At 70.4% G+C, this 17,985-nt stretch carries 17 protein-coding genes; 7 read left to right on the top strand and 10 right to left on the bottom strand.

Going from position 1 to position 17,985, the window contains the following annotated elements; genetic code table 11:
- Positions 1-9 precede the first annotated feature (9 nt).
- Genes ASD90_RS11915 through ASD90_RS11925 form a run of 3 tightly spaced genes read left to right on the top strand, consistent with a single transcriptional unit; the run spans position 10 to position 3,266 of the window.
- On the top strand, positions 10-1,473 hold the full coding sequence (locus tag ASD90_RS11915) for an APC family permease (protein ID WP_082588678.1): 1,464 nt from the start codon (positions 10-12) through the stop codon (positions 1,471-1,473).
- Positions 1,470-1,913, top strand: a complete 444-nt coding sequence (locus tag ASD90_RS11920) for a hypothetical protein (RefSeq protein WP_056756513.1) — start codon at positions 1,470-1,472, stop codon at positions 1,911-1,913. The genes ASD90_RS11915 and ASD90_RS11920 overlap by 4 nt, the downstream gene beginning before the upstream one ends.
- 6 nt (positions 1,914-1,919) lie before the next feature.
- Entirely contained in the window at positions 1,920-3,266 is a 1,347-nt protein-coding gene (locus tag ASD90_RS11925) for a dipeptidase (protein WP_082588679.1), read from the top strand.
- 56 nt (positions 3,267-3,322) lie between these two features.
- On the opposite strand, the gene ASD90_RS11930 is transcribed toward ASD90_RS11925, so the two are convergent.
- A complete protein-coding gene (locus ASD90_RS11930; RefSeq protein WP_235506607.1) occupies positions 3,323-4,876 on the bottom strand; it encodes an MFS transporter in 1,554 nt (517 codons plus the stop codon).
- A gap of 187 nt (positions 4,877-5,063) precedes the next feature.
- On the opposite strand from ASD90_RS11930, the gene ASD90_RS11935 reads away from it, so the two are divergent.
- Complete coding sequence (locus tag ASD90_RS11935) at positions 5,064-6,389, top strand: threonine/serine exporter ThrE family protein (protein ID WP_056756520.1); 1,326 nt, start codon at positions 5,064-5,066, stop codon at positions 6,387-6,389.
- Positions 6,390-6,415: 26 nt separating this feature from the next.
- Here ASD90_RS11935 and ASD90_RS11940 read toward each other — a convergent pair whose 3' ends face one another.
- The 8 genes from ASD90_RS11940 to ASD90_RS11975 all read right to left on the bottom strand — a co-directional run bounded on the left by ASD90_RS11940 (position 6,416) and on the right by ASD90_RS11975 (position 15,537).
- Positions 6,416-7,711 carry a sodium:proton antiporter gene (locus tag ASD90_RS11940; RefSeq protein WP_056756522.1) on the bottom strand — a complete coding sequence of 432 codons (1,296 nt, stop codon included), beginning with the start codon at positions 7,709-7,711 and terminating at the stop codon, positions 6,416-6,418.
- Positions 7,712-7,727: 16 nt separating this feature from the next.
- Positions 7,728-9,089 (bottom strand): M20/M25/M40 family metallo-hydrolase, encoded by a 1,362-nt coding sequence (locus tag ASD90_RS11945; RefSeq protein WP_056756525.1) that lies wholly within the window; start codon positions 9,087-9,089, stop codon positions 7,728-7,730.
- 42 nt (positions 9,090-9,131) lie between these two features.
- Positions 9,132-10,487 carry an anaerobic C4-dicarboxylate transporter family protein gene (locus ASD90_RS11950; protein ID WP_056756528.1) on the bottom strand — a complete coding sequence of 452 codons (1,356 nt, stop codon included), beginning with the start codon at positions 10,485-10,487 and terminating at the stop codon, positions 9,132-9,134.
- 32 nt (positions 10,488-10,519) lie between these two features.
- On the bottom strand, positions 10,520-10,942 hold the full coding sequence (locus tag ASD90_RS11955; RefSeq protein WP_056756531.1) for a hypothetical protein: 423 nt from the start codon (positions 10,940-10,942) through the stop codon (positions 10,520-10,522).
- A gap of 6 nt (positions 10,943-10,948) precedes the next feature.
- On the bottom strand, positions 10,949-12,088 hold the full coding sequence (locus tag ASD90_RS11960) for a M20/M25/M40 family metallo-hydrolase (RefSeq protein ID WP_056756534.1): 1,140 nt from the start codon (positions 12,086-12,088) through the stop codon (positions 10,949-10,951).
- Positions 12,085-12,465 (bottom strand): SHOCT domain-containing protein, encoded by a 381-nt coding sequence (locus ASD90_RS11965; RefSeq protein ID WP_056756537.1) that lies wholly within the window; start codon positions 12,463-12,465, stop codon positions 12,085-12,087. Before ASD90_RS11965 ends, ASD90_RS11960 begins: the two co-directional genes overlap by 4 nt.
- 126 nt (positions 12,466-12,591) lie before the next feature.
- Positions 12,592-12,819, bottom strand: a complete 228-nt coding sequence (locus ASD90_RS11970) for a hypothetical protein (RefSeq protein ID WP_157610822.1) — start codon at positions 12,817-12,819, stop codon at positions 12,592-12,594.
- Positions 12,820-12,939: 120 nt separating this feature from the next.
- Positions 12,940-15,537, bottom strand: coding sequence for a LuxR C-terminal-related transcriptional regulator (locus ASD90_RS11975; protein WP_056756542.1), 2,598 nt, complete (start codon positions 15,535-15,537; stop codon positions 12,940-12,942).
- 156 nt (positions 15,538-15,693) lie between these two features.
- On the opposite strand from ASD90_RS11975, the gene ASD90_RS11980 reads away from it, so the two are divergent.
- The 3 genes from ASD90_RS11980 (at position 15,694) to ASD90_RS11990 (ending at position 16,860) form a co-directional block, all read left to right on the top strand.
- Entirely contained in the window at positions 15,694-15,915 is a 222-nt protein-coding gene (locus ASD90_RS11980; RefSeq protein WP_235506609.1) for a hypothetical protein, read from the top strand.
- A 113-nt stretch (positions 15,916-16,028) separates the two neighbouring features.
- On the top strand, positions 16,029-16,481 hold the full coding sequence (locus tag ASD90_RS11985; RefSeq protein WP_056756548.1) for a DUF6325 family protein: 453 nt from the start codon (positions 16,029-16,031) through the stop codon (positions 16,479-16,481).
- 82 nt (positions 16,482-16,563) lie between these two features.
- On the top strand, positions 16,564-16,860 hold the full coding sequence (locus tag ASD90_RS11990) for an SHOCT domain-containing protein (RefSeq protein ID WP_056756550.1): 297 nt from the start codon (positions 16,564-16,566) through the stop codon (positions 16,858-16,860).
- A gap of 100 nt (positions 16,861-16,960) precedes the next feature.
- Here ASD90_RS11990 and ASD90_RS11995 read toward each other — a convergent pair whose 3' ends face one another.
- Positions 16,961-17,791: a class II glutamine amidotransferase gene (locus tag ASD90_RS11995; RefSeq protein ID WP_056756552.1), complete on the bottom strand. Its 831-nt coding sequence runs from the start codon at positions 17,789-17,791 to the stop codon at positions 16,961-16,963.
- Positions 17,792-17,985: the final 194 nt, after the last annotated feature.

Genomic DNA, 17,985 nt, shown 5'->3' on the forward strand with positions numbered 1-17,985 from the left:
GGTGCGGTCATGAGTGCCATGGACGCGTCGGCCGACGAGCCCGTCGCCGCCACCACGAGGCGCACCAGGGCACCGGCCACGGCCTACATCTCGTGGATCGCCCTGGCCATGATGACGACCAGCTCCGTCGCCAGCCTCCGGGCGGCCCCGACGATGGCGGTGTACGGCCTGGCGTGCGTCTTCCTGTACATCGTCCCGGCGATCGTCTTCCTGATCCCGACCTCCCTGGTCTCGGCGGAGCTCGCCTCCGGGTGGGACGGTGGCGTCTACAACTGGGTGGCCCGCGGCATCTCCAAGCCGATGGGGTTCCTCGCCGTGTGGTGCCAGTTCGCCATGACGATCTTCTACTACCCCAGCCTGCTGGGCTTCGTCGCGAGCACCTTGGCCTACGTCATCAACCCGGCGCTCGCGTCCAACGGCGTGTGGACCGCCTTGGTCATCGTCGTCGTGTACTGGTCCGCCGTGTGGGTGTCGTCGCGTGGGACCAAGGGCGTCTCCGGCCTCGCGAGTGCCGGGCTCATCATCGGGACGCTGATCCCAGGGGTTGTCCTCGTCACGTTGGGCGCCGTCTTCCTGGGTCAGGGCAACCCGTCCGCCGCCCCGATGACCGCGGACAACCTGCTGCCCGTCTGGGCGGGACTCTCCAGCCTCGTGCTCATCGTCAACAACTTCCTGTCGTACTCCGGCATGGAGATGAACGCCGTGCACGTCGGTTCGCTGAAGAACCCGGCCAAGGAGTTCCCGAAGTCGATGTTCCTCGCGATGGGGCTGGTGCTGACGATCTTCATCCTCCCGGCCCTGGCGATCAGCTGGATCGTGCCCGCCGAGGAGCTGTCGCTCACGGCCGGGGTCATGCAGGCCTTCGACGCGGTCTTCGCCAACTTCGGCGCACAGTGGCTGACCCCGATCGTCGGGATCATGCTGGTGACCGCGTCGCTCGGCGGCATGCTCACCTGGCTCGCCGGCCCGTCGAAGGGTCTGCTGCTCATCTCGCGCCAGGAGGGCTACCTGCCACCGGTGCTGCAGAAGCTGAACAAGAACGGCGTCCAGCAGAACATCCTCGTCGCCCAGGGCATCATCACGACGATCATCGGGCTCGGCTACGCCCTGATCCCGAACGTGTCGAGCGCCTACTGGATCTTCTCGGTCATCACGACGCAGGTCTACCTCATCATGTACCTGCTGATGTTCGTGGCCGCGGTTCGCCTGCGGCGCAACGACCCGGACCACGCGCGCGGCTACCGCGCGCCGATGCTCGGGGCGCTCTGCGGCATCGGTTTCGCCGCCTCGCTCGCGGCGCTGCTCATCGGGTTCGTCCCGCCCTCGCAGTTCGGATCGGGCAGTCCCGCAACGTATCTCGTGATCGTCGCGGCTGGCGCGCTCGGCCTCGGTCTGCTCGTCCCGTTCCTCTTCTACAAGATGCGCAAGCCGTCATGGAAGCAGCCTGAAGGGGCGGAGGTGAGCTCGTCATGAACATCACGGAGAGCGCCACGTACCAGCAGAACCGGACGACCTACATCGTCGCCGGCATCGCGGTCGTGGCCCTGACGGTCATCGCCCTGCTGACCTTCCACTCGGGCAAGACGTCCCAGCAGGCCGACCAGAAGGCCACGCAGCTCATCGCGGCCCTCACGGCTGCCGGAGCCCGTGCGCCGAGCAAGGACCAGGTCGTGCGGCTCCTCGGGGACGACGGTGGTGCGGTGTGCGACGACCCGAACGGGTCCTTGCGCAAGGGCGTCCTCCTCGGCCAGCTCATGAACGGCGCGGCCGGTCCGGGGATGCGACCGATCATCTCGGACAACCGGGTGGTCAAGGGACAGCTCCTCGTCCTCAAGATCTACTGCCCCGACGAGGTGCCGAGCTTCCAGGAGTTCGTCGGCAGTCTCGAGCTCTCCGACACGGTGAAGGGCTGACGACTCGTGGAGCTGCGTGAGCGTGTTGCCGGGCTGATGGGACAGGCCCGATCGGACCTCGCCGAGCTCGTGTCGATCCCGTCCGTCGCCGACCCGCGGCAGTACCCGCCGGAGGAGTGCGCCCGGGCGGCCCAGTGGGTCCTCGACGCCTTCGCTGCGGTCGGCTTCGCCGACGCGCACCTGGCCGAGACCTCGGACGGGAGCCAGGCGGTCGTGGGGTCACGGCCGTGCGCAGACCCCGACGCCGTCACGGTCCTGCTGTACGCCCACTACGACGTGCAGCCACCCCTGGACGAGGACGCGTGGCGCACCCCGCCGTTCGAGCTGACCGAGGTCGACGGCCGGTGGTACGGCCGCGGCACGGCAGACTGCAAGGGCAACATCGTCATGCACCTGACCGCCCTTCGGGCGCTCGGCGACGACGTGCCGGTCAACCTCAAGCTCGTCGTCGAGGGCTCGGAGGAGCAGGGGACCGGTGGCCTCGAGGACTTCGTGCCCAAGCACGCGGACCTGCTCCGCGCCGACGCCGTCCTCGTCTGTGACACGGGCAACGCAGCGGTCGGACGACCGGCTGCCACGGTGAGCCTGCGCGGCATGGTCAACGTCGTCGTCACCGTCGAGGCACTTGCCTCGGAGGTCCATTCCGGCATGTTCGGCGGCGCCGCCCCGGACGCGCTCGCAGCGCTCGTCGCGATGCTGGCGAGCCTGCGCGACGCCGAGGGCAACACGACGGTCTCCGGCCTCGACAACAGCCAGGAGTGGCCGGGGGCCACCTATCCCGAGGACCAGTTCCGCAGCGACGCCGGCGTCGTCGACGGGGCGTCGCTGCTCGGCAAGGGGAGCGTGTCCGACATGCTCTGGGCGCGGCCGTCGCTGACGATCCTCGGCATCGACTGCCCGCCGGTCGTCGGGTCCGCGGCAGCCATCGTGCCCCGGGCTCGTGCCCGCCTCAACCTGCGCATCCCCCCGGGCACCGACCCGGCTGTGGCCGAGAAGGCGCTGACGGACCAGCTCGTCGCCGCTGCCCCCTGGGGCGTGCACGTGAGCGTCGAGACGGAGGCGACGGGATCGCCCTTCTCGGCCCAGACCGACGGACCCGCCTACCGCGCCATCGCGTCCGCGATGGAGGAGGCTTTCGGTACGCCGATGGTGGGCCTGGGCCAGGGCGGCTCGATCCCGCTGTGCAACGTCTTCGCCGAGACCTACCCGGGTGCCGAGCTCATCCTGATGGGCGTGGAGGAGCCGCTGGCCCTCATCCACGCCCCCAACGAGAGCGTGCACCCGCAGGAGATCGCGGACATGGCGCTGGCCGAGGCACTCTTCCTCCGACGGCTGACACGCTCCGACGCCTGACTGGCTCTGAGCTCGCGAGGAGGGACTGAAAACCTCGCGACAAGGGACGTGCGTCCTCAGGCGCCCTTCACCGCAGCACCCGTGGCTGCGGTGCCGGTCGCCGTGGTGCGCAGGGTCATGGCGGTTGATGCCGCGGCGGCAGCCGAGTCGTGGATCGTGCCCTTGGCGGCCTGGTGGCGGCCCATCAGGACGGCCATCAGCACGCCGAGGAAGCTGAAGACGGCCATCACCCAGGACGCGGTCGCGAGGCCCGAGGCGAGGGCATCTCCCGCGGGCTGTCCCTCCGCCGTTCGGTCCGCGATGACGGCTCCGTAGATCGTCGCGGCCAGCGCGGTGGCGACCGCCGCCCCGACGTAGCGCGCCATGTTCGACACCCCGGACGCAGACCCGACCTGCTTCTCCGGCACGCACGCGGTGGACGCCGATGACGCCGGCCCGTTCGACAGACCCATCCCCACCGCGACGGCCAACAGCGGCAGCAGGAAGGCACGGTAGGCCCAGTCGGCGTCGGCGAAGCCGAGGGCGGCGAAACCGACGGCTGTCAGGAGGAACCCGATGGCGACCACCTGGCGACCTCCGAGGCGCGCGGTGAGGCGCGGCACGAGGGCGGCGATGGCGACGAGGCCGACCGTGGCCGGCAGCGTCGCCAGGCCCGCCTGGAGGGTCGTGAAGCCGAGGGCAGCAGGGTCCTGGAAGTAGAGGCTGAGGAGGTACATCAGCGCGTTGATGGTGCCGGCACCGATGAGGATGGCGATCGTCGACCCGACGAGGACGCGGTTGCGCAGCAGACCGAGGTCCAGCATCGGGACGGCCACGCGTCGCTCCACGGCGACGAAGGCGAATCCTGAAGCGACACCGATGGCGACACAGGCGAGCGTCGCGACCGAGCCCCAGCCCCAGTCACCGCCCTTGCTCAGGGCGAGGATCAGCGGAGCGAGGGTCAGCGCGATGAGCAGCGACCCCGCGTAGTCGATCGACCGCGACCGGGTCGTGTCACGCGACTCCGAGACCTGACGGGCCGTGATGAAGATGCAGACGATCGCGATCACGGCGTCGACCCAGAACAGTCCCTGCCAGCCCATCACCGACACCAGCACCCCACCCATAAGGGGGCCGGCAGCGGCCCCGACAGCGGCAGCGGCACCCCAGAGCGACACGGCACGCAGCTGCGCCTGGCCGTCGTTGGCCACGGACAGCAGGCTGAGGCCGCAGGCGAGGATGGTGGCCCCGGCCGCTCCCTGGATGACCCGGCCGGCGATGACGGCGCCGCCGGACGAGGAGAGCGCGATGAAGATGCAGGACACGACGAAGAGCATCAGGCCGAGCTGGAAGACGCGCTTGCGGCCGAAGACGTCACCGAGCGAGCCGGACGTCACGATGACAGCGGCACCCACGAGCGAGTAGCCCGTGACGGCCCACTGCAGCGTCGTGACGTCCATGCCGGTGTCGGCACTGATGGCCGGCAGGAGGATGCTGACCGCCGAGGTGTTGGCGTTCACCACGAAGGTCGACAGGCAGGTGGCGGCCAGCACCCCGCCCGCGCGAGCCGCGGCCTGCGCTGCTGCCTGCCCGGAACTCCCGGACCCGGCTGACGAACTCGTTCCGGCCATGGTTGCGCTCCCTCCGCCAAGCACACGCGCCTGCCGCGCTCCTCGAATCTAGGACGCCCGCCGCGGGCGAGAGTCACCCGTGGAGGATGACTCTGACGACCGCTGCGGCTGTCACGCTGGTGACGTGTCCAGCGATGCTGACCCGGTGTCCGGGGGGCTTGTCACACCGGGTGCACGAGTGCGGTCGGTGAGCCGCCGCTGGTGGTCGCGCGTCGCGGAAGTCGCCCAGGGGCACCTCGCACCTCTCGGCCCCGCCTCGGACCCCGAGCCCGAGAACTTCGAGGCGCCGCCCCCCGAGGCCGTCCTCGACCTCCTTCGGCACCTCGGCGTCGTCATGTCCCGGGCCGGTGACGCGACGGAGCGCGTGACCCAGATCCTCGAGGAGGTGGCGGTGGTGTACGCCGCCACCGGCGTCACGTTCTTCGTCGTGCCGACCGGGGTGTTCGTGCGCATCGACACCGGGGACTCCAGCCGGATGGACTTCGAGGCCGGCAGCAGCGTGCCCCTGCGGCTCGACCAGGTCGACGCCCTCTACCGGCTCATCGACGACATCCGCCACGGCACCGTCGACGCGGGCGTCGCACGTGAGCGTCTCGATGCGCTCGTCGCCGCAGGGCCACGTTTCGGCGGCGGCGTGTCCGTCCTCGCCAGCGGCGTCCTCACCGTCGGCCTCGGCCTCATGCTCAACCCCACGGCCAGCGCCCTGCCGGCGTTGCTGCTCATCGGATTCCTCGTCGGCGGCCTGCGGTGGTGGGCCGACCGTGAGCCCATGCTCTCGCTCGTGCTCCCCGTCGTCACGGCGACGGTGGTCACGGCCGTCGTCTTCCAGTGGGTGGCTCCGGCGCTCGACTCGCCTCCGCTGGAGATCGTCATCCCCGCGCTCGTAACGTTCCTGCCCGGCGCCGCACTGACGATGGCCACCGTGGAGCTCTCGACAGGAGACATGCTGGCTGGTTCGGCTCGGCTCGTCTACGGGCTAGAGCGGCTGTTGGTCCTGAGCTTCGGCATCGCGATGGGGGCCGAGATCGCCGGTCTGCCACCGGCACTGGAGCAGGCTCCTGCCGCTCTCGGGGGATGGGCGCCCTGGGTGGGGGTCCTCGTCTTCGGAGTCGGACAGTTCGTCGCCTCGTCCGCGCCGCATCGGACGCTCGCATGGCTCCTCGTGGTCCTCTACGTCGCCTACGGCGTCCAGGCGCTGTCCGGTCGCGCCTTCGGCACCCTGGGCGCGAGCTTCCTGGCTGCAGCCGTCGTGCTGCCCGTCTGCTACACGATCCAGAGCCGCAGGAGCGGGCCACCGGTGCCGGTGACGTTCCTGCCCACGTTCTGGCTGCTCGTGCCGGGGGCGCTCGGCCTCCAGGGGGTGGCGCGGATCGTCGGAGCCGACCAGGCCGCCGGCCTCGGCGACTTCGTCAACGCGTTGCTGTCGATCGTTGCCATCGCCGTCGGGGTGGTCGTCGGCTCCGGTCTGTCGGAGCGCATCGGCCGCGCCACGTCGACCTGGCGCGGGATCTAGGCAGGGATTCCCGGTGACCCGGAGCGTCACCGTGGCGGCGTGCCTTCTGCGTCCCGCGGCCCGTACGTGGTGTGCCCGCCCACCGACCGGCGCACCGCCAGCGGCTCTGCCGCAGGCTGGGTCTCGACCGTGGGACGGGTGCGCTGGGCCCAGTCGCCGTACCGCTGCGCCCAGGGCCCCGCTGTCAGGCCGTGCAGGACGACACTGAGGAGCACCGTCGTGGCCACTGCGCCGATGAGGGTCTGGACGGCGGGGTCCGCGGCGCCGAGGCTCTGGTAGGTGATGAGCGCGAACACGACGGAGGCGAGTCCGCGCGGCCCGAACCAGCCAACGAAGAGCACGGTGGGTCGTCGCAGTCCCGTGCCGACGAGACACAACGCGACGGGCAGCATCCGCAGTGCGGTGAGGGAGAGCGCCGCGAAGAGCAGGCTCTGCCACCGCACCATCCAGTCGAGGTGGTGCGCGACCGTGATCCCGAAGAGCAGCCACACGGCGAACCCGAGCAGAGCGGAGAGCCGGTCGGTCAGCTCCAGGCCGGCGTGCGTGTGTCTCGACTCCCTCTGGGCGGCGGCATAGGCCGTCCCGGCCAGGAAGGCTGCGACGAAGCCGTTGCCGCCGACCTCGACGGCACCGTAGTAGGCGAGCACCGGCACGGAGAGGGTCGCGACGGGCAGCAGGGCGGACTCGGCCCAGCCGGCCCTCCGCGAACGCTCGATCAGCCGGCCGGACGCATACCCGGCCGCGATGCCGACGAGCCCCCCGATCGCCAGCTCGCGCAGAGCGTGCACGAGGGCATCCTCGGGCGCGCCACCGGCAGCAGCGGCAACGGCGAACAGCACCACGGGAGTGGCCATCCCGTCGTTGAGACCGCTCTCCACGTTGAGGATGCGCCGGACCCGCACCGGCACGACGGGGTTGAGCACGGTGGCCGCGCCGAGCCCGGCGTCGGTGGGAGCCAGGGTCGCCGCGAGCAGCAGCGCCAGCCAGACGCTGGAGCCGGGAAAGATCCCGCGGGCCACCAGGTAGCCGGCCCCGATCGTCAGGGGGAGACCGATGAGGAGCAACCGGCCGGTGAAGACCGAGTCACCGCGCACCTCGCGCGGCTGCAGCTGCGCCGCATCGTGGAAGAGCGTCAGTGCCAGTGTCACCTCGGCGATGGCGCGGCTGGTCTCGGTGTCGGCCCCGCTCGTCAGGACGAGGCCGACACCGATGCCGGAGGCGACGAAGACGATGGGTCCGGTCAGGTGGGCCCGGCCGACCCGCGTCGACTGGCTCACGAAGACGATGACCAGCAGCGCGAAGACCGCTACGACGCCCGTCATGCGCGGGCCCCGTGGTCTACCCGGACCCGACCCCGGCGCCGTCGGCGAGGCGCTGGAGCAGGAGGGCCTGGGCCACGATCATCTTCTCGATCTCGCTGGGGTCGACGCTCTCGTCGGACGCGTGAATCCGTGAGGCCGCGACGTCCTCCGGTCCCCACAGCACGAACTCCGAGCCGGGAGCGGCCTTCTCGAGCGTCCGCAGCAACGGGATGGACCCGCCGCAGCCGGCCTCCCCGGCCGGCCGGCCGAAGGCCTCGGCCAACGCGTCGCGCGCTGCGGCATACCCCGGCCCGTCCGTCTTGCAGAGGAACGGAGGAGCGGCCTTGGTGCGCTGCACCTCGACCTTGGCCCCCCAGGGGGCATGCGTCTCCAGGTGCGCCACGAGGGCGTCGAGCTCGGCGTCCGGCTCGGACCCGGGGACGATGCGCATCGAGATCTTGGCCCTGGCCTCGGGGATCAGCACGTTCGAGGAGGTGGCGATGTTGGTCATGTCGACCCCGATCGCGTTGACCGACGGGCGAGCCCACAGCCGGTCTCCGATCCGGCCGCTGCCGGTGAGCTCGACACCGTCGAGCACGTCAGCGCTCGACCGGAGGTCGTCCTCGGTGAGGTCCGCGCCGTCCCACACCGTCGTCGAGGCGCCGGCGATGGACACGTTGCCGTCGTCGTCGTGCAAGGTCGAGAGGAGTCGGGCCAGGGCCATCATGGCGTCGGGCGCCGGGCCGCCGAAGACGCCGGAGTGCAGCGGGTGCTCGAGCGTGCGCACGGTGACGACGCACGCGACGTCGCCGCGCAGGGCTGTCGTCAGGGCCGGCTCGCCGACACGCAGGTTGCCCATGTCGCAGATGACGAAGAGGTCGCAGGCGAAGAGCTCGGGGTGGGCCTCGACGAACGCCTCGAGGTTGCTCTCGGTCTCCTCCATGCCCTCGAGGATCAGCTTGACCGTGCACGGTGGCTTGCCGTCGAAGACCCGCAGCGTGCCGAGGTGGCTGACGAGCCCGCTGATGTCGTCGGCGGCACCACGTCCGTAGATCCGGCCGTCGTCCTTGTGCGTCGGCGTCCACGGGTCGCTCGTCCACCCCTGCTCGGGTGGAGCCGGCTGCACGTCGTAGTGCGCGTAGAGCACCACGACCGGCGAGCCCTCCGGCCCCTCGATCTCGGCATAGATCGGCGGGTAGCCCGAGGGCACCTCCATCAGCTGGGCGTTGGTGAACCCGACGTCGCGGAACATCTGCAGCGTCGTGGCCCCCATCCGCTCCATGGGCTCCGAGGGATATCCGGGGAACGCGATCGACGGGATCGCCACCAGCTTCTCGAGGTCTTCCACGACCCCGGGCATCAGGGCCCGGGCCTTGTCGGCAATCTCCTTGGCCTGCATGGTCTCTCCTTCGTGGTTGTCAGGGGGCACGGTCAAGCGGGGTCAGAAGAAGACCCCGCCGATCAGCGCGCCGACGGCGATGGTGACCACGGACATGACGAGCATCGGGATGAAGAAGCTGTGGTCGAGCAGCTTCGTGCCGAGCTTGGTCGTGCCGGTGAGGTCGAAGTTGGCCGCGGCGATCTGCGTGCCGTTCGCAGGCAGGGTGTAGACGCCGCTCAGGGCGCCGGCCCACATGCCCGTGACGACACCCACCGGAAGGCCCGCAGCCAGGCCGATGGGGACGATGGTCCGCGTCGCCGTCGACTGGCTCGTCGTCAGGGCGGCGACGAGGAAGACGGCGAGGGCGAAGATGAACTGCCAGCTCGTGACCCATCCGCCGATGGTGCTGACGATGTAGTCCTCGTGGGCCGAGATGAAGGTGGCCGTCAGCCAGGCGATCCCGAAGAGGGCGATCGCCGAGATCATGCCGGCCTTGAACACGGACTGGTCGGGGACCGTCTTCACGTCGGGGCGCCCGAGGAAGAGGATCGCCACGCCGACGACGAACATCACCATGACGATCGTCGTCGTCATGTCGATGGGCACCGCGGCCTCGCCCTCGGCGGCGAACGCGGGTCGCAGCTGCGGGAAGAGGCCGAAGACGACGATGAGGATGACGCCGGCCAGGAACGCGAGCGCGGAGTTGCGCCCCTCCTTGGTGTAGGTCAGCCTCGAGGCGGCGGACTCACCTTCGACGGCGTGCTGGGGTGCGACGAGCTCACCGGAGGCGATCTTGGCCTGCACCTCGGGGTCGTCGTCGAGGTTCTTCCACATCCGGTTGACGACGAGCGAGGTGACCACGATGCCGATGACGCACGACGGGATGGTGATCGCGAGGATCTGCGTCAGCCCGAGGTTGTAGGGCGCCACCTCCGTGAGCGTCAGCATCGCCGCCATCGCCGCCGAGACGGGCGATGCCGCCAGGGCCATGCCCGACTGGACCACGGTCACCGTGAGCGGCCGCGCGGGGCGGATGTGGTTCTTGTACGAGACGTCGTAGATGACCGGCAGCAGCGGGTAGATGATGTTGCTCGTCCCGGCGCCGATGGAGAAGAGGAAGGCGGTCAGTGGGGCGATGATGGTGATCTGCTTGGGGCGCTTCTCGATGACGCCCGCCGCGACGTAGACCATCCAGTCGATGCCACCTGCGGCCTGCATCATCGCGGCTGAGGTCACGACGGCGAGGATGATCGCGAGGGCAGCTGCCGGCGGCTCACCGGGCGGCTCCCGGAAGACGAAGACGAGCACGAAGGTGCCGAGGCCGCCCCAGAGGCCGACCCCGACTCCGCCTGCGCGGGTTCCCATGACGATCGCCCCGAGCACCACGAGTGCCTCGAGCACGAAGCTGACGCTCATGTCGTTTCCTTCCTAGCGAGGTGCACGATCGGTCAGCCGGCCGGGCACTGGGTGGCGAGGGACTCGCTGAGTGCCGCGTACGCCGAGCGGACGTCCTTGAGGGACGTCGTGAGCTGCGGTGCCGCGGCGGTGAACGCCTCGTTGCTCGCGGCGGCCAGAGCCTGCCGGAAGCTGTCGAGGTTCGCGCGCAGGGTGGAGACGGCGGAGTCGAACCGTCCTTCGGTCACGGCCTGGAACTGGTCGAGCTTCGCCAGGGCCGCATCGACCTTGGCGGTGAGTGCGTCGACCTTGGTGCCGTCGGGCTTGAGGGCGCTCATGTCCTGGACGGCGGTCGAGAGGTTCTTGGCGTTGGTGCACAGGTCCTGCACCGCGGGGTCGGTGCCGCACCCGCCGACGACGAGGGTCGCGGAGACCGCAAGGCCCGCCGCGACCCGGCGCACGTACTGGTATCTCATGTCCGCTCACTCCTCCTGGACCGGTTGGGTGACGATCGCGACGAGGGTCTGGCACGCCAGCACCATGTCGTCGATCGCGATGTGCTCGCTCGTGGCGTGCTCGTCGACCATGCCGGTCGGCAGCGCCACGCACGGGATCCCCTTGGCGTTGAAGTAGTTTCCGTCGGTGCCACCACCGGACTTGCGGGGTGAGACCTCGAGCCCCAGCGACCTGATCGCGGCGGCCGCCTCCCGGTAGGGGAGGGCGTCCTCGGCGATCCGGTACGTCTGGTAGATCTCCTCCGCGACGAAGTCCACCGTCGCGCCGTTGGCGTCGGCTGCGTGCTCGCAGGCCGTCCGCATCGCCGCCAGCTGACCGTCGAGCTTGTCCTGGTCGTGGCTGCGGGCCATGCCCTCGAGCACGACCGTGTCGGGGATGATGTTGCGGGCCTCCCCGCCATGGACCGTGCCGATGTTGGCGACCGTCTCCTCGTCGATGCGGCCGAGCGGCATCGACGCGATGGCCTGCGCCGCGACGCGGACGGCGCTCACGCCCTTCTCGGGCTCGACGCCTGCGTGGGCCTTGCGACCGTGGAAGGTGACCGTGAGGTACACCGAGGTCGGTGACCAGTAGGTCACCGACCCCATCACCCCGGCGGTGTCGAGGACGAACCCGTGGGTCGCCGCCAGCCGGCCCACGTCGAGATGACGTGAGCCGACCAGTCCGCGTTCCTCCCCGACGGTCGACACGAACTCGATCGTCGGGAAGGACCAGTCAGGGTTCTCCTTGAGCAGTCTCAGCAGCTCGAGGCAGGCGGCGAGACCGGACTTGTCGTCGGCTCCGAGGATCGTGGAGCCATCGGTCCGGATGATCCCGTCGTCGCCCATGATGGGGACGATCCCTCGGTCCGTGCCGGCCGTGTCCATGTGCGTCGACACGAGGATCGTGCCCGCTCGGGTGCCCGGAAGGACGGCGACGATGTTGCCGATGTCGTCCTTGGTGGTCGTGCACCCCAGCTCGCGGTAGCGCTCCTCGAGGACCCGCCCAATCGACTCCTCGTGGCCCGTGGGGCTGTCCACCGCCACGAGCCCGAGGAACGTGGCCAGCAAGCGGTCACGGTCGACGGCCCCGGCCGGCCGAAGCGCGCCCGGGGCGGTTGGGGTCATGCCAGAGCTCGCGACTTGATCTGTGCGAACTCCTCGGGCGTGATGGCGCCGGCGTCGAGCAGGGCCTTGGCCTGCGTCAGCTCCTCGATGGACGACGTCTTGGGCGCGGCGACGGTGCGGATGTAGTCCTCCTGCGCGGCCATCGCCTCCGAGTTGCGCTTCATGGTGCGCTCGGCCATCCCTCGGCCACGCACGATGACGTAGACGAGCGCGGAGATCAGCGGGAAGAAGATGAGGACGATGACCCACAACGCCTTGGCGACGCCGCCGAGTGACTCGTCGCGGAAGAGGTCCCCGAAGATCTGGAACAGCATCATGAGGTACGCGACGAAGAAGAAGGACCAGACGAGCAGCCAGAAGAAGCTCCAGAAGTCCATGGTGATGACCGCCCTTTCGGTGCCGCCGGTTGTGGCGGCGTTCGTGTGGATTGACCTGCTGTCGAGCCCTACGTTCATCCTCCGGACCGGGCCCAGCATCGCTCTCCGAGAGCGAGATGGGAGCGGTCAGAGGGCCAGTCCGGGGGGGTCGTGAGCACCCGGCTCGTCGAGGAGCCGGGTGGAGGTGACCTCGAGCCCGAGCGCGGTGAGCGCAGTGAGGACCCCGACGAGCTCCTGGCTGTCGTGGACGTGGATGCTCAGAGTGGTACTCGTCCCGTCGCTGTCCGACCAGACGGCATACGGCCACACGTCGCGCTCGTCGACGTCACCGGCCACGACAACGACAGCACGCATGTCGTCCGCCTCTCCCGTCGGGTTCTCAGCCACCTCTTCGTCGCAGCATGTCGCGGCGTCGGTCGACGCGCGTCATCCGCTGAGGTGGAGATGCGGGTTGGCTGGGTCCGTCGAGCCGGCTCAGTAGAGGTCGAGGTCGGCGGCGCGACGGATGGCCGCGCGACGGCTGCCGACGCCGAGCTTCTGGTAGATGTGCGCGATGTGCGTCTTCGTCGTGTGGAGCGAGATGTACTCCGCCTCGGCGATCTCGGCATTGGTGAGGTTGGTGGCGAGGTACTGCAGGATGACCCGCTCGCGGTCCGTCAGGCGCTCACCCCACCCGGGAACGCTGTGCTCGTGCTGTCTCGCCAGACGCGCCAGCACCTGCGTCAGTGCCGCCGGGTGGCTGGTCCCGTGGCGCAGATGGGCCTTGAGCAGGTCAGCCATCCTCTTTCCGCCCGCGACGAAGGGGCCGTAGAGCTGGTCGGGCTCGGCAGCCGCCAGCGCGAGCTCGAGCGACGCGTGGGCGTCGGTCCGCCCCAAGGCGGCCCGGGCCTCCGCCTCGATGCAGCGCGAGAGGCAGGTGATGTGCACGAACGTGCCGCTGACCGGCGCCCGGTCGAGCTCCGCGAGCGCGGCGGCAGGGTCCCCGGCTCGCAGGAGCACCCGCGCACGGTGAGCGGGGGCGAGTCGGTACTCCGGCTCCGTCGGAGCGGAGGACGCCAGCGCGACGGCCTCGCGCGTCCTGCCCTCGGCGACCAGGGCGAGTCCTTCGAGCCCGGCGAGCATCGAGGGCCACCACGGCGGGACGGACGCCGACCGGCTCATGCCGCTGATCTCCGACATGCTGGCTCGAGCGGCCTTGACGTCGCCGAGCGACAGGCAGGTCTTCGCGTGGAAGTTCAGCGCGAGACCGCGCAGCTCCGCGTCGAACGGGAGCACCATCGACAGGCTCCGTTCGAGCTGTGACCGGGCCTGCGTCAGGTTGCCCTTCCAGTAGTCGAACCAGCCGAGATAGGCGATGGCGGGGCTAAGGGTCACCAGTCCGACCCACCCGCGTTCGGCGGCCCGGGCGAGCACGTCGACGGCAAGGTCGTGCACCTCGGTCAGACGACCCTCGGAGATCGCGGGGATGCAGGACTCGGCCAGCGCGGTCAGCTCGAGGGCCACCAGACCCGTGTCGTGCGCGGTGGCGGCCGACGCGCGCAGCATCTCGAGGGGGAGCTCGAGGTGGCTCTGGAGGCGCGCCTCGCCCATGCCCACGAAGACCTGCAGGGCCGCGTGGATCGCCGGGTCGCGCGCGCGCCCGGTCCGAGCCAGCCGCTCCAGGAGAGCCTGACCGGTCTCCACGGCGGCGCCAAGTCCCCGGTCGTAGCCGGTGAGGAAGAGCTCGACGATCGCCGTGCGCTCGTCGAAACCCTCCTCGAGCGGCCCGGGCACGGACGCGGCGGCCTTCCGGGCTGCGGCGACCTCGGCGCGGGCGGCGTCGAGCCTGCCGCCGCGCACGAGGACCAGGGCCTTGGCCAGGTGCGCCTCCCGGTGGTCGGCCAGGGCGTGAGGAAGGTGCTCGATCGCGTGCATGACCGCGTCGACCCGGCCCTCGAGGAAGAGCTCCAGCCAGTGCTCCGAGAAGATGCGCCCGGCGGTCTCTCCGTCGCCGCCGGCCACGGCGTGTCGGATCGCCGTCGGCGCGTCGACAGGGACCCACCAGGCCGCGGCCGCGGCGTGGAGCTGCGCGGCGCGCTCGGGCAGGTCGGTCGCCAGGCGCCGTTGGATGTGGGTGGCGAAGAGGGGGTGCCAGGTGAACCACGGCTCGTCCGTGGGCGCGGTGCCGCGTGAGAGGAAGATGCCCTCGGCGAGACACTGCTCGAGGAGCATCTCCGCGGTGGTCGTCCCCCGGATGCTGTCGATGAGCGAGGGGCAGACCTGCTCGTCGAGACAGCTGTCGAGCACGAAGTCCCTCAGCTCGTCGGACAGGGACGCGAGCACCTCTGTCGCGAGGTAGTCGGCAAGCGCCTGGTCGCGACGCAGCTCCGACGGCACGTTGCGGGGCCGGTCGATCTGGCGGGCCGCCAGGATCGCCATCCGCACGCCGGCCGGCCAGCCACCGGTCGCATCGTGGATGGAGTCGGCGGTCTCCTGGTCGAGGTCGAGTCCGGCTGCCTTGACGGCCAGGGCGGTCTCGTCGGGGCTGAAGGCGAGCTGGTCGTGGGCGAGGTACGAGAGGCGGTCGTCGAGCCGGAGTCGCTGCAGTCTCAGGGGCGGCACGACGCGCGCCCCGATGACGACGCGCATGTTGGCCGGTGCCCACCGCAGGAGGTGGTTGACCACGGCTGCCGATGCCTTCGACCCGGTGAGGTGCTGCGCGTCGTCGAGAGCCAGGATCAGTGGCTCTGCGGTGTCGTAGAGCGCCTCGAGCAGCGAGTCGACGAGGGTGAGCGGCTCAGCGCGCAACGACGACGTGCGCAGCGGAGCGATCGCGGCGGTGAGCTCGTCGATCCCGGCCAGGCTGGCGGCGGACAGGAGGTCCGACACCAGGCGCACCGGGTCCCGGTCGGAGTCGTCGAGAGTCAGCCAGAGGGCGGCCCCCCGGACCTGTTGCCGGCGCATGGTCGCGGCGAGCAGCGTGGACTTGCCGAACCCCGCCATGCCCGCCAGCACGGCCACGGGCCGTTCGTCCAGCAGGGGCACGAGCCGCGGGCGGTCGATGACCCCGGCCGAGGGCAGGGGAAGAGTCATCCGCGCTTGGCGTGGACCGGGCATGAGGGGAGTCCCTGTCTCCGAGAGGTCATCCCCGTTGATGGATGCGGGGGATGACTGACTCTCCGAGAGTAACCATGAGGGGAGCCAGAAAGCATCATTTCCGCGTGTCCGGGATGTGAGGTCACCATGCAGGTGTACGAGATCGTCGTCGACGGAGAGCTGTCCGCGGACCTGGCCGACTCGCTCGGTCCCATCCGGCGAAAAGACGTCGGCGGCGCCACGGTGCTCAGTGTGACCATGGATGCCCCGGACGCCCTGGCGCGCGTGCTGGCTCTCCTCGAGACCCTGGGCATCGGCGTGACCGCCGTGCACCAGGTGGCGGACACCGGGCCGGATCATGATGCGGACGGCTAGCACCGGCCGCGTGCCGGCAGGGGACCGGCAACTCATCCTCCCGGAGCGATGCCGCGGCATCGCTCCGGGACGGAGTCTCGGGGTGTCAGTGGAGAGTCGCCAAGGAGGCAGACATGAGTGTCAACGTCGACGTCGGACCGATCGACTACCTCGCGCTGGAGTTTCCCGGCGCCCGGCTCACGGGTGAGGGGATGGCGGAGCTGATCAGGCTCGTCGACGCCGGCGTCATACGGGTCCTCGACATGAGGGGCCTCGTCCGCGATGCCGACGGGACCGTGACCGCCGTCGCCATCACCGACCTCGACGGGGACGGCACGCTCGACCTCGCGATCTTCGAGGGCGTCGAGTCCGACCTGCTCGACGAGGAGGACCTGGCGGCCGCGGCCGACCTGGTGCAGCCCGGCAACGCCGTGGCCGTGCTCGTCTACGAGAACACGTGGGCGGGCCCCTTCGTCTCGGCCATGCGACGTGCCGGGGCCGAGGTGGTCGCCAGCGTCCGCCTCCCGGCGGACGCGGTCATCGCTCGCCTGGAGGCCCTCGAGGCAGCCGCCGAGGCCGCCGAGTAGTCGGACGGGAACCGCACCCGTCGGTCGAACCGGCGTGCGTGCACGAGGACGAACCGCAGTCGAGAAGAAGAAGGAGAACACGATGGGACTTCTACGTGGAGTGGCCCGGACGGCCGTCGTCGCCGGCACTGCGACAGCGGTGTCCAACCGGGTGTCACGGCGTCAGGCCGGCCGGTGGGCTTCGCAGGAGGAGCAGCAGGTCCAGGAGCAGGCGCCGCCGCAGTATGCCGCGCCGCCTCCGCCCCCGCCGCCCCCGCCCGCGGCGCCCGACCCTGACGCCGACCTGGCCCGTCTGCAGCAGCTCGGCGAGCTGCGCGCCTCCGGGGTGTTGACCGAGCAGGAATTCCAGACCCAGAAGTCCCGGATCCTCGGCTACTGACCAGGCTCACCCTGCCCTCGGCGTCCATCCGGCCCGTGCACTCCGTCAGGGGCTGCACGGGCCGGATCACACCGTCAGCGAGGGCGTCAGGCCACCGTCGTCAGGCGACGTGAGTCGGGCGGATCGGCTCGAAGGGACGGATCTCGTCGTCGCCGGGCTGGATGATGCCGCAGGACGACTCCGGGACCTCCACCCACGCGCCCGGCAGGTCACGGATCGGCTCGGAGACGACGAACCGCGTCTCGTCGCCGAGCGTCCGAAGCATCTCCACCTCCGGGTGGAGGTCCCGCAGCTGGGCCACGTTGGTGGAGTGGAAGAGCGTCCTGCTCTGGTGCTGCGAGGAGTAGCGGAAGGCCCACACGCTCCGACCGTCGCTGGCCGCCATCGTCGCCTGGACGGGATTGCTCATGCCACGTCGCTCGGCGAGGTCCTCGACGAAGCCGATGGCGCGGGCGACGCCGCCCACCGGGTCCTCCCGCAGGCCGAAGGTCAGGGCGAGGAAGAAGAGCGCCTCGGAGTCGGTCGAGCCCTCGACGTCGGGGTAGAGGGAGGGGTCGATCGCGAACATCAGGTCGCGCTTGAGCTCGTGGAAGCCGAAGACGGCCCCGTTGTGCATCCACAGCCAGTCGTCGTGGCGGAAGGGGTGGCAGTTGCTCCGCTGGACCGGCGTGCCCGTGGAGGCCCGCACGTGGGCGAACATCAGGCGAGTGCGGACCTGTGCGGTGAGCTCGCGGAGGTTCTCGTCGTTCCAGGCGGGGTCGACGCTCTTGAAGACCGCCGGCCTGGGGCCCTCGCCGTACCAGCCGATCCCGAACCCGTCGCCGTTGGTGGTCGTGGCCCCCATCCGCGAGTGCAGACTCTGCTCGATGAGCGAGTGCTCCGGCTTGAAGAGAAGGTCCTCGGCGAGGATCGGGTCACCTGAGTACACCATCCAGCGGCACATACCTCCATGGAACGCGCGCGCCCAGAAGGCGGCATCACTCCTCGGGGATGACGACGGCGGCCTCTGGCCCACTCGAAGGCCAGACCCGGTCACCCCCTGTGCCGCAGCCTGACCCCGACGGGCACCATGGGTCGCGTCCCCGCAACGGGCAGGTGGCCCGTCGTCCGCCGATCCGCCCCCAG

It is taken from the genome of Terrabacter sp. Root181 (genome assembly GCF_001428505.1).
Classification (GTDB): domain Bacteria; phylum Actinomycetota; class Actinomycetes; order Actinomycetales; family Dermatophilaceae; genus Terrabacter.